Source organism: Streptomyces sp. NPDC104307, assembly GCF_055584045.1.
Genome location: NZ_JBVJMU010000026.1, coordinates 58,827 through 72,660, shown reverse-complemented (window position 1 = coordinate 72,660; position 13,834 = coordinate 58,827). Strand labels below are relative to the sequence as shown.

Genomic DNA, 13,834 nt, shown 5'->3' with positions numbered 1-13,834 from the left:
AGTCCCTTTGTCCCACACCGCTCACGACACCGATCCGACCCAGCCGGCGCCGGGCGACGACCACGCCTTCTTCGGCCAGCCACGGGGTCTGATGACCCTGTCCGGCCTGGAGGTCTGGGAGCGGTTCTCGTTCCTCGGCATGCAGGCCATCCTCGTCCTGTACTTCGCCGACACGGTCGCCCACGGCGGCCTGGACATGGAGCCCGGCACCGCCGCCTCCGTCTCCGCGGCGTACGGAACCCTGGTCTACCTGGTCTCCGTGGCGGGCGGCTGGCTGGCCGACCGCATCCTCGGCTCCTACCGGGCCGTCCTGTACGGCGGCATCCTCATCGCCTGCGGCCATTACGCCATGGCGGTGCCGACCGCGACCATGACCTGGGTCGGGCTCGGCCTGATCAGCGCCGGTACGGGGCTGCTCAAGCCCAACGTGGCCACCATGGTCGGCAAGCTCTACCGCACCGACGACGAGCGCCGCGACGCCGGCTTCGCCCTCTACTACATGGGCATCAACATCGGGGCGTTCCTCGGCCCGCTGATCACCGGCTGGCTGGGTGACCACGCGAGCTGGCACTGGGGCTTCTCGGCCGCCGCCTTCGGTATGACGCTCGGCCTGATCCAGTACGTACTGGGCCGCCGTCACCTGGCCGGGCGTAAGCACTCCGCCGAATTCCCGCTGGCCCCGGAGGCGAAGCGCACGGTCGTCTGGCGGATCGTCCTGGGCGTCGTCGTGGTCGCGGTCGTCGCGACCGTACTGGCCCTGGTGGGCTGGCTGACCATGGACCGCTTCGTCGACGTACTGACGGTCATCTCGGTGATCGCGCCGGTCGTCTACTTCGTGGTGATGTTCCGCAGTCCGCAGGTCTCCCCGGAGGAGCGCGGCAGGCTGCGCCCGTACGTGGTGCTGTTCCTGGCCTCCGTGGTCTTCAACTTCATCCTCTTCCAGGCGTACTCGACGATGATGCTGCTGGCGTCGACCAACGCCCGCACGGAGATCTTCGGCTTCCACTTCCCGGCCAGCTGGTACGCCTCCGCGCTCGGCGCCTTCGAGGTCGCGCTCGCCCCGGTGGTCGCGGCCGTCTGGGCGAAGATGGGGCCGCGCCAGCCGCACGCGTCCAACAAGATCGCGATGGGCGTGATCCTCGGCGGTCTCTCGTTCCTGCTGATGGTCCTGCCGACCTCCGGGCACGCCGACGACAGCTACAAGATGGCCGCCTGGTGGATCGTCGGCTCGTACCTGCTGCTCGGACTCGGCGACATCCTGCTGGAGACCTCCGGCATGTCCGCCACCACCAAGCTCGCCCCCAAGGCGTTCGCCAGCCAGACCATGGCGCTCTGGTTCCTCTCACTGGCCCTCGCCAACGGCATCCAGGCACAGATCGTGAAGCTGTACGGCGAGGTCTCCAACCCCGCCTACTTCGGTGTCAATGGCGCTATCGCGGTGGTGGCCGGTCTGGCCGTCGTCGCCGCCGCCCCCTGGCTGAAGCGCACCATGCACCCCGTCCACTGAGGTGGCCCCATGCACATCGAGACCGCGTTCCCGTACGAGACGACCCGCGAGGACCTCTACATCCCGCTGCCGGACGGCACCCGGCTGTACGCCCGGATCTGGCGGCCGGTCACCGACGAACCGGTGCCCGCCCTGCTGGAGTACCTGCCCTACCGGCTGAGCGACTGGACCGCGCCGCGCGACTGGCAGCGCCACCCCTGGTACGCGGGCCACGGCTACGCCTCGGTGCGCGTCGACGTACGCGGCCACGGCAACAGCGAGGGGCTGCCGGGCGACGAGTACGACGCGCAGGAGCTGGCCGACGGCGTCGCCGTCATCCACTGGCTGGCCCGGCAGGAGTGGTGCTCGGGGCGCGTCGGCATGTTCGGCATCTCCTGGGGCGGCTTCAACTCCCTCCAGATCGCCGCGCTCGCCCCCGAGCCGCTCAAGGCGATCGTCACCGTCTGCTCTGCGGACGACCGCTACGACAACGACGTCCACTACATGGGCGGCTCCGTCCTCGCCGTGGACATGCACGCCTGGGCCGCGACGATGCTCGCCTTCGTCTGCCGCCCGCCCGACCCGGCGCAGGTGGGCGACGCGTGGAAGGACATGTGGCTGGAGCGGCTCGAAGCCGTCGACCCGTTCATCCACACCTGGCTGGACCACCAGACCCGCGACGACTACTGGAAGCACGGCAGCGTCTGCGAGGACTACTCCGCCATCCAGGCGAACGTCCTCGCGGTCGGCGGCTGGCACGACCCCTACCGCGACACCGTGCTCCGGCTCGTCGAGCACCTGGACCCGGCGAAGGTCCGCGGCCTGATCGGGCCGTGGTCGCACCAGTACCCCGACCGGGGTCTGCCGCCGGGGCCCGGCATCGGCTTCCTCCAGGAGACGCTGCGCTGGTGGGACCAGCACCTCAAGGACAAGGACACCGGCGTCATGTCGGAGCCGCTGCTGAGGTCCTGGATCAGCGAGTCGCACCGGCCCGCCACCGTGTACGAGACGCTGCCCGGCCGCTGGGTCGGGGAGACCAGTTGGCCCTCGGAGAACGTCTCGCCGGTCGCGTACGCCCTCAAGGGCGGCCCGCAGACCGTCGACTCACCGCAGCAGACCGGGGTGGACGCGGGCCGGTTCTTCCCGTTCGGCAACGACGCCGACCTGCCGCCCGACCAGCGCGACGAGGACGCCAAGTCGGTGTCCTTCGAATTCCCGGTCGAGGACGCCCCGATCGAGATCCTGGGCCGCCCCCGGGTGCGGCTGCGCATCCGGATGGACGTCCCCCGGGGCCAGGCCATCGCCCGGCTCTGCGACGTCGCCCCTGACGGCTCCTCCACGCTCGTCACCCGGGGCGTCCTCAACCTCGCCGCCCGGCACGGCCGGGACCGCGCGGAGGACTGGCCCGCCGGGTCCACAGAGGACGTGACGTTCGAACTGAACGGCATCGGGCACACCTTCCCGCCCGGCCACCGCATCCGGATCGCGGTCTCCTCCTCGTACTGGCCGTGGATCTGGCCGCAGGCCGGCTCGAAGGGCTTCACGCTGGACGCCGGGGGCAGCCTCGTCGAACTGCCGGTGCGCCGGCACACCGAGGACCCCGCGATCCACTTCGAGGAGCCCGAGCAGTCGGAGCCGCTCGGTGTCGTCTACCCGGCCACCCTCGACGAGCAGCGCCCCGAGCGGCTGGTGATCCGCGACGTCGCCAAGGGCGAGTGGCGGATGGAGGTCGACCCGCGCTACGGCGGCACCCGGATCTACCCCGACGGCCTCGAATTCACCGAGGACGCGGTCGAGACGTACACGATCCAGGAGCGCGACCCGCTCTCCGCGCACACCCGTTCCGACTGGACGGTCCGCCTGCACCGGCCGGAGGCGGGCTGGGACGCGCTGATCGAGACACGTTCCGAGATCAGCGCCGACGCGACCCACTTCATCACCTCCAACGAGGTGGTCTGCAAGGACAGCGGCGAGGTCGTCTTCCACCGGACCTGGGAGAAGCGCATTCCGCGCACGGCCGGGTGAATCACACCGCCGGTCCCCGCGCACTTGCGGGCGCGCGGGGATACGGCGGGACTTTCCGGGCATTGGGGGGTAGTTGGGTCTCTGCCGCCGGGTGACACCCCCGACGTAACGTGTCCCCCAAGCGAACCGGAAAGCGAGGCAGCAACAGATGCCCGAGCAGAGCAGCCCGCTCGAACTGGCCGAGGGCGATCCCTTCGGTCCGCACAACCTTCCGTACGGCGTGTTCTCCGCCCCCGACCGGCCCGGAGAGCGACGCGTCGGCGTCCGCATCGGCAGCCACGTACTCGACGCCGGGGCGGCCGCGCTCGCCCTCGGCTCGCCCTACGCGCAACTGCTGGCCCAGCCCGACCTGATGCCGCTGCTCGCGGCCGGCCGCACCGCCTGGAGCGATGTGCGCCGCGCCCTGACCGCGTGGGTGACGGTCCCGGCCCACCGGCCGGACATAGAGCCGCTGCTGCACCCGGTGGAGTCCGTGACGCTCCACCTGCCCTACCGGGTGGCGGATTACGTCGACTTCTACGCCAGCGAGCACCACGCCACCAACGTCGGCCGGATCTTCCGCCCGGACGGCGACGCGCTCACGCCCAACTGGAAGCACCTGCCGATCGGTTACCACGGAAGGGCGGGCACGGTCGTGGTCTCCGGTACGGATGTGGCGCGCCCGTCGGGCCAGCGCAAGACCCCCGCGGACCCGGCCCCGGTCTTCGGACCGTCCGTGAAGCTGGACATCGAGGCCGAGGTCGGCTTCGTCGTCGGCACCTCCTCCGAGCAGGGGCACCCGGTCGCGCTCACCGACTTCCGCGAGCACGTCTTCGGCCTCTCGCTGCTCAACGACTGGTCGGCGCGCGACATCCAGGCCTGGGAGTACGTCCCGCTGGGCCCCTTCCTCGGCAAGTCCTTCGCCACCTCGGTCTCCGCCTGGGTGACCCCGCTGGAGGCCCTGGACGCCGCCCGCACCGCCCCGCCCGCCCGCGACTTCCCGCTGCTGCCCTACCTCGACGACGCGGAGGAGGACGAGCCCGGCGGCTACGACCTCCGGCTCTCCGTCGCCGTCAACGGCCATGTCGTCGCGGAGCCGCCGTTCTCCACCATGTACTGGACGGCCGCCCAGCAGCTGGCCCAGATGACGGTGAACGGCGCCTCGCTGCGCACCGGCGACCTGTACGGCTCCGGCACCATCAGCGGCGCCGAGCCCGCCCAGCGCGGCTCCCTGCTCGAACTCACCTGGAACGGCCGCGATCCGCTGGAGCTGCCCGAGGGCAAGCGGACGTTCCTGGAGGACGGGGACACCGTGACGCTGACGGCGTGGGCACCCGGCCCGGACGGCACCCGGGTCGGCCTCGGAGACGTGACCGGACGGATCGTGTCCGCGCCATGACCCCCGCTCCCGGACCGACACCGCCCACGCCGACGCTGCCGGAGGAACTGCTGCTGCTGGCCCTGGACCCGGTGCGCGGCAAACCCCTCTGCCGCAACCGCTTCCTGGAGTACGCGATGGCCGGGGCGGCCCTGGCCGAACTGGAGCTCCAGGGCCGGGTCGCCGGACAGGGCGGCCGCTTCCAGCTGGTCAACCCGCTGGAGCCGCCGGACCCGGTGCTCGCCGGGGTGCTGCGGAGCCTGCCGGCCCCCGGCAAGGGCGGAGGGGGCTCCGGGGCGTCGGCCAAGAGATGGGTGCGGCACGCCGGGCGGCGGGTCGAGGGCCTGTATCTGGACGCCCTGGTGGAGCGCGGTGTCCTGCGCCGCGAGACCCGCCGCTTCCTCGGCCTGCTCCCGTACCACCGCCACCCGGTGGTGGCGAAGGACCTGGCCGCCCTGGCCCGTACCCGCTTCGACGCCGCCGAGCGCGCGGGCTTCCCCGACCCCCGGAGCCGGTCCCTGGCCGCCCTCGTCTCCGCGTCGGGCCTGTCCCGCGCCATCGGCACCGGCCGCGGCAGCCGCAGCGCGATGCGCCACCTGGTCCACGACCACTGGCCGGCCCACGCGGTGCTCCGCAACATCCGCCAGGACAGGGCGAACCAGTCGGGGGGCGGGGGGTAGGGGCAGGTGACGGTGGGGACGCCCGGGGACGGCGGTCAACGACGCGTGACTCGTTCACACGTTCAGGCAGGCCGTAGCCGGTTCCCGGCGGATACGCTGGGCGCACCCGGCAGACTCCAGCCCATGGGAGCACTGATGAGCATCGAACCCGAGGCCTCCGAGCCGCGGTGGGCGGTCCCGCCCGTGGGCGGCTGGACCGCCGATGACCTGGACACACTCCCCCATCTGCCTCCGCACACGGAGCTGATCGACGGGAGCCTGGTTTTCGTGAGTCCGCAGACGCTTTTTCATTCGCGGGCGGTCGACTTCTTCAATTGGCAGTTGCAGTCACTGGCCCCGCCCGACCTGGAGGTCGTGCGGGAATTCACCATCGACGTCGACTTCCAGAACCGGCCCGAGCCCGATGTGGTCGTCGTCCGCGCCGACGCGGTCGAGAGTCTGCGGCAGACGCGGTTCCCCGCGAGCAGTGTGGTACTGGCGATCGAGGTGGTGTCCGACGAGTCCATCACGCGTGACCGGGAGACCAAGCCCGTGAAGTACGCGCGGGCGAAGATCCCGCACTACTGGCGGGTGGAGAACCAGGACGGCCGCGCGGTTGTGTACGTCTTCGAGCTGGAGCCGGCGACCGGGGCGTACACCTCCACCGGGATCTTTCACGACCGGATGAAGGTGTCCGCGCCCTTCACTGTCGATCTCGACCTGACCGCGATCGTCTCCAGGCGCCGGACGGCGGACCCGCAGTAGGCCCGCCGAGTCCTGCCCCGCTGAACCCAGCGCCGCCAACGTCCGACGCGCGCTGAACCCAGCCCCGCCAAATCCAGCCCCGCCGGCGTTTGAGGCGCGGGGTCCGGGGCGGAGCCCCGGCGGCAGGCGCGGGCAACGGCACGGCAGCGGACCGCGCCCGGCACCGCTCACTCGTACTCCGGCGGCTCCTCGTCCCAGCCGAACTCCGGGTCGGCGCCGGGGGCAGCGGCGGGTGCCGGTGCGGGCACCTGGGCCTGAGCCGCGGGGCGGGCAGCCGCTGCCGGGGCAGGTACGGGCGCCGGGGCGGCGGGTTCCGCGTCGGCGGCCGGGAGCCCCGCCAGCACCTCCAGCACGCCCTCCCCGTACGTCGCCAGCTTCTTCTCGCCCAGGCCGCTGATGCCGCCCAGCTCCGCGAGCGAACCCGGCCGGAGCGTGGCGATCTCCCGCAGCGTCGCGTCGTGGAAGATCACGTACGCCGGGAGGCCCAGCTCCTTCGCCTGGGCGCCGCGCCAGGCGCGCAGTGCCTCGAAGACCGGGACCGCCGACTCCGGGAGGTCGGCGACGGCGGCCGCCTTGCCCTTGCCGCTCTTCGACGAGGAGCGGGCCGGGGCGACCTTCTTCGGCTCCTTGCGCAGCTGCACCTCGCGCTCCCGGCCGAGCACGGAACCGCTCTCCTCCGTGAGCACCAGCGTGCCGTACTCGCCCTCGACCGCGAGCAGGCCCTGAGCCAGCAGCTGGCGGACCACACCGCGCCACTCCGCCTCCGCCAGCTCCTCCCCGATGCCGAACACCGAGAGCTGGTCGTGGTCGAACTGGATGATCTTGGCCGTCTTGCGGCCCAGCAGGATGTCGATGATCTGGCCCGCGCCGAACTTCTGCCCGCGCTCCCGCTTCAGCCGTACGACCGTGGACAGCAGCTTCTGGGCGACCACCGTGCCGTCCCAGGTCTCGGGCGGGGCCAGGCAGGTGTCGCAGTTGCCGCAGGAGGCGGTGGCGGGTTCCTGGCCGAAGTACGTCAGCAGCTGGGCCCGGCGGCACCGCACGGTCTCGCACAGCGCCAGCATGGAGTCCAGGTGCGAGGCGGCCCGGCGGCGGAAGGCCTCGTCGCCCTCGCCGCCCTGGATGAGCTTGCGCTGCTGGACGACGTCCTGGAGTCCGTAGGCCATCCAGGCCGTGGAGGGGGCGCCGTCACGGCCGGCTCGGCCGGTCTCCTGGTAGTAGCCCTCGACGGACTTCGGCAGGTCGAGGTGGGCGACGAAGCGGACGTCCGGCTTGTCGATGCCCATGCCGAAGGCGATCGTCGCGACGACGACCAGGCCCTCCTCGCGCAGGAAGCGGGACTGGTGGCGCGCTCGGATCCCGGCGTCCAGACCCGCGTGGTACGGAACCGCCTCGATGCCGTTGCGGCAGAGGTACTCGGCGGTCTTCTCGGTGGAGTTGCGCGAGAGGCAGTAGACGATGCCCGCGTCCCCGGCGTGCTCCTCCTTGAGGAAGGACAGCAGCTGCTTCTTCGGGTCGGCCTTGGGCACGATGCGGTACTGGATGTTGGGCCGGTCGAAGCCCGCCACGAAGTGCTTGGCGTCTGGCATGCCGAGGCGCTGGGTGATCTCCTGGTGCGTGGCCGCGGTCGCGGTCGCCGTCAGCGCGATCCTCGGTACGTCGGGCCAGCGCTCGCCCAGGACGGACAGGGCCAGGTAGTCGGGCCGGAAGTCGTGGCCCCACTGGGCGACGCAGTGCGCCTCGTCGATGGCGAAGACGGAGATCTCACCGCGCGAGAGCAGGCCGAGCGTGGAGTCCAGCCGGAGCCGCTCGGGCGCGAGGTACAGCAGGTCCAGCTCGCCCGCGACGAACTGGGCCTCCATCGAGCGCCGCTCGTCGAAGTCCTGCGTGGAGTTGATGAACCCGGCCCGCACGCCCAGCGCCCGCAGCGCGTCCACCTGGTCCTGCATCAGGGCGATCAGCGGCGAGATGACGATGCCCGTACCGGATCTGACCAGGGACGGGATCTGGTAGCAGAGCGACTTGCCGCCACCGGTCGGCATGAGCACGACGGCGTCTCCGCCGGCCACCACATGGTCGACGACCGCTTCCTGCTCGCCCCGGAACGCCTCGTACCCGAAGACCCGGTGGAGCGTCTGCCGTGCGTCGCTCTCGGTCACATCCACGGTCACGTCTGTCACGTCTGTCACGTCTGTCACGCCTGTCACGCCTGCCCTGCCCGTCCCGCTCATCGCACTGTTCCCCCGGCATCCGGCCCGTTCTGTCATCGCGCTCTCCTGCCACGATAGGCGCCGCATACGACAGCGCCGGACGGGCTTGACTTCCAAGCCCGTCCGGCGCTGTACCGGCGGCGGTACACCTCGCTCTACCGCCCTACCGCACGAAGACTCCCGCCTGGCTCGCCAGGTCCAGGAAGTACTGCGGGGCCAGGCCCAGCACCAGCGTGACCGCGACACCGACCGCGATCGTGGTCATCGTCAGCGGGGACGGGACGGCGACCGTGGGGCCGTCCGCCTTCGGCTCGCTGAAGAACATCAGCACGATGACCCGGATGTAGAAGAACGCGGCGATCGCCGAGGAGATCACACCGACGACGACCAGTCCGCCCGCACCGCCGTCGGCCGCGGCCTTGAACACCGCGAACTTCCCGGAGAAGCCCGAGGTGAGCGGGATACCGGCGAAGGCCAGCAGGAACACCGCGAAGACCGCGGCGACCAGCGGGGAGCGGCGGCCGAGCCCGGCCCACTTCGACAGGTGCGTCGCCTCGCCGCCCGCGTCGCGCACCAGGGTGACGACGGCGAAGGCGCCGACCGTCACGAAGGAGTACGTGACCAGGTAGAAGAGGACAGAGGAGACGCCCTCGGGCGTGGCCGCGATGACACCGGCCAGGATGAATCCGGCGTGCGCGATCGAAGAGTAGGCCAGCAGCCGCTTGATGTCGGTCTGGGTGATGGCGACGATCGCACCGCCCAGCATCGTGACGATCGCGACGCCCCACATGACCGGGCGCAGGTCCCAGGTGAGGCCCGGCAGCACCACGTACAGCAGGCGCAGCAGCGCGCCGAACGCGGCGATCTTCGTGGCCGCGGCCATGAAGCCGGTGACCGGGGTCGGCGCGCCCTGGTAGACGTCCGGGGTCCACATGTGGAACGGGACGGCGCCGACCTTGAAGAGCAGCCCGGTCAGGATCATCGCGCCGCCGATGAGCAGCAGCGCGTCGTTGCCCATGGTGTCCGCGAGCGCCGGGTCGATCTTCTGGATGGAGCCGTCCACGACCGAGGCGATCTTGGCGTACGAGACGGAGCCCGCGTACCCGTAGAGCAGGGCGATCCCGAAGAGCAGGAACGCCGAGGAGAAGGCGCCGAGCAGGAAGTACTTCACCGCGGCCTCCTGTGACATCAGCCGCTTGCGGCGGGCGACGGCGCACAGGAGGTAGAGCGGGAGCGAGAAGACTTCCAGGGCCACGAAGAGCGTCAGCAGATCGTTGGCCGCCGGGAAGACCAGCATGCCCGCGACCGAGAAGAGGATCAGCGGGAAGACCTCTGTGGTGGTGAAGCCGGCCTTGACCGCGGCCTTCTCGCTGTCGCTGCCGGGCACGGAGGCCGCCTGCGCGGCGAAGGAGTCGACCCTGTTCCCGTGCGAGGCGGGGTCGAGCCGCCGCTCCGCGAAGGTGAACACGGCGACCAGCGACGTCAGCAGGATGGTGCCCTGGAGGAACAGGGCGGGCCCGTCGATGGCGACCGCCCCCATCGCGGCGATGTGCGCCTTCGTCGTGCCGTACCCGTCGGCCGCCAGGCCGATCACCGCGGCGAACGCGGCGACCAGCGCGACGACGGTCAGGAAGATCTGCGTGTGGTAGCGGGCCCGGCGCGGCACGAAGGCCTCGACGAGCACGCCCAGTACGGCGACTCCGATCACGATCAGGACCGGGGTCAGCTGGGTGTACTCGATGACCGGTGCCTTGAACTTCTCGTCCGGCGCGGCCGATGTCACCCCGCCCGCCATCGTCCACAGGCTGTGGACAGCTGTTGCGCTCACTTGACGGCCTCCACCTCGGGCTGCGGGTCCTTCTTCTGTACGTCCGACATGGTGTGTTTCACCGCGGGGTTGACGATCTCGGTGAGCGGCTTCGGGTAGACGCCCAGGAAGATCAGCAGCGCGATCAGCGGGAGGACCACCACCAGCTCACGGACCTTGAGGTCCGCCATGCCCTGGACCTCGGCCTTGACCGGTCCCGTCATCGTCCGCTGGTAGAGCACCAGGACGTAGATCGCGGCGAGCACGATCCCGGTGGTGGCGATGATGCCGGCCACCGGATAGGCGGAGAACACGCCGACCAGGACCAGGAACTCACTGACGAACGGGGCGAGCCCCGGCAGCGACAGGGTGGCCAGACCGCCGATCAGGAAGGTGCCGGCCAGGATCGGCGCCACCTTCTGGACTCCGCCGTAGTCGGAGATGAGCCGCGAGCCGCGCCGGGTGATCAGGAAGCCCGCCACCAGCATCAGCGCGGCCGTCGAGATGCCGTGGTTGATCATGTAGAGCGTCGCGCCCGACTGGCCCTGGCTCGTCATCGCGAAGATGCCGAGGACGATGAAGCCGAAGTGCGAGATCGACGCGTAGGCGATCAGCCGCTTGATGTCGCGCTGGCCGACGGCGAGCAGCGCCCCGTACACGATGCTGATCAGCGCCAGGACCAGGATCACCGGGGTGGCCCACTTGCTGGCCTCCGGGAAGAGCTGGAGGCAGAAGCGCAGCATCGCGAAGGTGCCGACCTTGTCGACGACCGCGGTGAGCAGCACGGCGACCGGGGAGGTCGCCTCGCCCATGGCGTTGGGCAGCCAGGTGTGCAGCGGCCACAGCGGGGCCTTCACCGCGAAGGCGAAGAAGAACCCGAGGAAGAGCCAGCGCTCGGTGCTGGTCGCCATGGAGAACGTGCCGTTGGCGCGGGCCTCCGCGATCTCGGAGAGCGAGAACGTCCCCGCGACCGTGTAGAGCCCGATCACCGCGGCCAGCATGATGAGGCCGCCGACCAGGTTGTAGAGGAGGAACTTCACGGCCGCGTACGAGCGTTGCGCAGAGGCGTTCTCGTCGCCGCCACCGGCCGCGGCGGCTGCCGCGGAGGAGGTGGCGCGGTCACCGAAGCCGCCGATGAGGAAGTACATCGGGATGAGCATGGCTTCGAAGAGGATGTAGAAGACGAAGACGTCGGTGGCCTCGAAGGAGAGGATCACCATCGCTTCGGTCATCAGCATCAGGGCGAAGAAGCCCTGGGTGGGCCGCCAGCGTCGGCTCTGGTTCTCCAGGGGATCGGCGTCGTGCCAGCCCGCCAGGATGATGAAGGGCATGAGCAGGGCGGTGAGCGCCATGAGCGCCACCCCGATGCCGTCCACCCCGAGTTCGTACCGGACGCCGAAGTCCTTGATCCAGGCGTGCGATTCGGTGAGCTGGAAGCGGCTGCCGCCGGGTTCGAAGCGGGCGAGCACGATGCCCGCGAGCACCAGGGTGCCCAGTGAGAAGAGCAGTGCCAGCCATTTGGCGGCGGTGCGCCGTGCGGCCGGGACGGCGGCGGTGGCGATCGCGCCGATCGCCGGGAGCACCGCCGTCGCTGTCAGGAGGGGAAAGGACATGTGATCAGACCGCCCTCATCAGCAGGGTCGCGGCGATGAGAACCGCCGTACCGCCGAACATCGAGACCGCGTAGGAGCGGGCGTAGCCGTTCTGCAGTTTGCGCAGCCGGCCGGAGAGCCCGCCCATGGAGGCGGCCGTGCCGTTGACGACCCCGTCGACCAGGGTGTGGTCCACGTAGACCAGGGAGCGGGTGAGGTGCTCGCCGCCGCGGACCAGGACCACGTGGTTGAAGTCGTCCTGGAGGAGATCGCGGCGGGCGGCCCGGGTGAGCAGCGAGCCGCGCGGGGCGACCGCAGGCACGGGCTTGCGCCCGTACATCAGCCAGGCGATGCCGACTCCGATGACCAGCACCACCATGGTGGCGGCGGTGACGGTGGTCGCGCTGACCGGGGCGTCTCCGTGGGAGTGACCGGTGACCGGCTCCAGCCAGTGCAGGAAGCGGTCACCGATGGAGAAGAAGCCACCGGCGAAGACCGAACCGAAGGCCAGCACGATCATGGGGATCGTCATGGACTTCGGGGACTCGTGCGGATGCGGCTCGTGGCCCTCCGCGTCGGGGACCCAGCGCTTCTCGCCGAAGAACGTCAGCAGCATCACGCGCGTCATGTAGAACGCGGTGATCGCGGCGCCCAGCAGGGTGACCGCGCCGAGGATCCAGCCCTCGGTGCCGCCCTTGGCGAAGGCGGCTTCGATGATCTTGTCCTTGGAGAAGAAGCCGGACAGTCCGGGGAAGCCGATGATCGCGAGGTAGCCGAGGCCGAAGGTGACGAAGGTGACCGGCATGTACTTCCGCAGTCCGCCGAACTTCCTCATGTCGACCTCGTCGTTCATGCCGTGCATGACCGAACCGGCGCCGAGGAAGAGCCCGGCCTTGAAGAAGCCGTGCGTCACCAGGTGCATGATCGCGAAGACGTAGCCGATCGGGCCGAGCCCGGCGGCCAGGATCATGTAGCCGATCTGCGACATCGTCGAGCCGGCGAGGGCCTTCTTGATGTCGTCCTTCGCGCAACCGACGATCGCCCCGAAGATCAGGGTGACCGCGCCGACGACCACGACGACCAGCTGTGCGTCCGGGGCGGCGTTGAAGATCGCGCCGGACCGGACGATGAGGTAGACGCCCGCGGTCACCATGGTGGCGGCGTGGATCAGGGCCGAGACCGGGGTCGGGCCCTCCATCGCGTCACCCAGCCAGGACTGCAGCGGCACCTGGGCGGACTTGCCGCAGGCGGCGAGGAGCAGCATCAGGCCGATCGCCGTCAGCTTGCCCTCGGTCGCGCCGCCGGTCGCCTCCAGGACGGGGCCGAAGGCGAAGGTGCCGAAGGTGGTGAACATCAGCATGATCGCGATCGACAGGCCCATGTCACCGACCCGGTTGACCAGGAAGGCCTTCTTCGCGGCGGTGGCCGCGCTGGGCTTGTGCTGCCAGAAGCCGATGAGCAGGTACGACGCCAGACCGACGCCCTCCCACCCGACGTACAGCAGCAGGTAGTTGTCGGCGATGACCAGGATCAGCATCGCCGCGAGGAAGAGGTTCAGATAGCCGAAGAAGCGGCGCCGGCGCTCGTCGTGCGCCATGTAGCCGATCGAGTAGATGTGGATCAGCGTGCCCACACCGGTGATCAGCAGCACGAACGTCATCGACAGCTGGTCGAGCTGGAAGGCCACATCGGCCTGGAAGCCCTCGACCGGAATCCAGCTGAACAGCTTCTGGTGCAGGGCCCGGTCGTCCGCACCCTTCCCCAGCATGTCGAGGAAGAGCACCACGCCGATGACGAAGGAGGCGCCGGCGAGCAGGGTGCCGAGATAGTGGCCCACGCGGTCAAGGCGCCGGCCGCCGCAGAGCAGCACCGCCGCTCCGAGCAGGGGCGCCGCGACAAGCAGCGCAATCAGGTTCTCCACGGTTCCTAGCTC

9 protein-coding genes are annotated in these 13,834 nt (G+C 70.3%); 5 read left to right on the top strand and 4 right to left on the bottom strand.

The window, feature by feature from the left end:
- The first annotated feature begins 7 nt into the window (after positions 1-7).
- The 5 genes from ACZ601_RS37445 to ACZ601_RS37425 all read left to right on the top strand — a co-directional run bounded on the left by ACZ601_RS37445 (position 8) and on the right by ACZ601_RS37425 (position 6,292).
- On the top strand, positions 8-1,507 hold the full coding sequence (locus tag ACZ601_RS37445; protein WP_469546293.1) for a peptide MFS transporter: 1,500 nt from the start codon (positions 8-10) through the stop codon (positions 1,505-1,507).
- Between the two features lie 9 nt (positions 1,508-1,516).
- Entirely contained in the window at positions 1,517-3,511 is a 1,995-nt protein-coding gene (locus tag ACZ601_RS37440; protein ID WP_469546291.1) for a CocE/NonD family hydrolase, read from the top strand.
- Positions 3,512-3,659: 148 nt separating this feature from the next.
- Positions 3,660-4,889, top strand: coding sequence for a fumarylacetoacetase (gene fahA / locus ACZ601_RS37435; protein WP_469546289.1), 1,230 nt, complete (start codon positions 3,660-3,662; stop codon positions 4,887-4,889).
- The gene (locus ACZ601_RS37430; protein WP_469546286.1) at positions 4,886-5,548 is read left to right on the top strand and encodes a GOLPH3/VPS74 family protein; all 663 of its coding nucleotides are present in this window, start codon (positions 4,886-4,888) and stop codon (positions 5,546-5,548) included. The genes fahA and ACZ601_RS37430 overlap by 4 nt, the downstream gene beginning before the upstream one ends.
- 135 nt (positions 5,549-5,683) lie before the next feature.
- On the top strand, positions 5,684-6,292 hold the full coding sequence (locus ACZ601_RS37425) for a Uma2 family endonuclease (protein ID WP_469546284.1): 609 nt from the start codon (positions 5,684-5,686) through the stop codon (positions 6,290-6,292).
- Between the two features lie 167 nt (positions 6,293-6,459).
- Here the strand turns inward: ACZ601_RS37425 and recQ are convergent, their stop codons facing one another.
- From recQ to nuoL, 4 genes are all read right to left on the bottom strand, one after another.
- Complete coding sequence (recQ, locus tag ACZ601_RS37420) at positions 6,460-8,523, bottom strand: DNA helicase RecQ (RefSeq protein WP_469546282.1); 2,064 nt, start codon at positions 8,521-8,523, stop codon at positions 6,460-6,462.
- Between the two features lie 142 nt (positions 8,524-8,665).
- Entirely contained in the window at positions 8,666-10,330 is a 1,665-nt protein-coding gene (gene nuoN, locus ACZ601_RS37415) for an NADH-quinone oxidoreductase subunit NuoN (protein ID WP_469546280.1), read from the bottom strand.
- The gene (locus ACZ601_RS37410) at positions 10,327-11,922 is read right to left on the bottom strand and encodes an NADH-quinone oxidoreductase subunit M (RefSeq protein ID WP_469546278.1); all 1,596 of its coding nucleotides are present in this window, start codon (positions 11,920-11,922) and stop codon (positions 10,327-10,329) included. The genes nuoN and ACZ601_RS37410 overlap by 4 nt, the downstream gene beginning before the upstream one ends.
- A 4-nt stretch (positions 11,923-11,926) precedes the next feature.
- Positions 11,927-13,822 carry an NADH-quinone oxidoreductase subunit L gene (gene nuoL / locus ACZ601_RS37405; protein WP_469546275.1) on the bottom strand — a complete coding sequence of 632 codons (1,896 nt, stop codon included), beginning with the start codon at positions 13,820-13,822 and terminating at the stop codon, positions 11,927-11,929.
- Between the last annotated feature and the right edge of the window lie 12 nt (positions 13,823-13,834).

What these genes read in the sequence shown, in the direction of transcription:
- ACZ601_RS37440 (WP_469546291.1), top strand. Translation starts at nt 1,517, where the DNA reads ATGCACATCGAGACCGCGTTCCCGTACGAGACGACCCGCGAGGACCTC.
- fahA (WP_469546289.1), top strand. Translation starts at nt 3,660, where the DNA reads ATGCCCGAGCAGAGCAGCCCGCTCGAACTGGCCGAGGGCGATCCCTTC.
- ACZ601_RS37430 (WP_469546286.1), top strand. Translation starts at nt 4,886, where the DNA reads ATGACCCCCGCTCCCGGACCGACACCGCCCACGCCGACGCTGCCGGAG.
- ACZ601_RS37425 (WP_469546284.1), top strand. Translation starts at nt 5,684, where the DNA reads ATGAGCATCGAACCCGAGGCCTCCGAGCCGCGGTGGGCGGTCCCGCCC.
- recQ (WP_469546282.1), bottom strand. Translation starts at nt 8,523, where the DNA reads ATGAGCGGGACGGGCAGGGCAGGCGTGACAGGCGTGACAGACGTGACA.
- ACZ601_RS37410 (WP_469546278.1), bottom strand. Translation starts at nt 11,922, where the DNA reads ATGTCCTTTCCCCTCCTGACAGCGACGGCGGTGCTCCCGGCGATCGGC.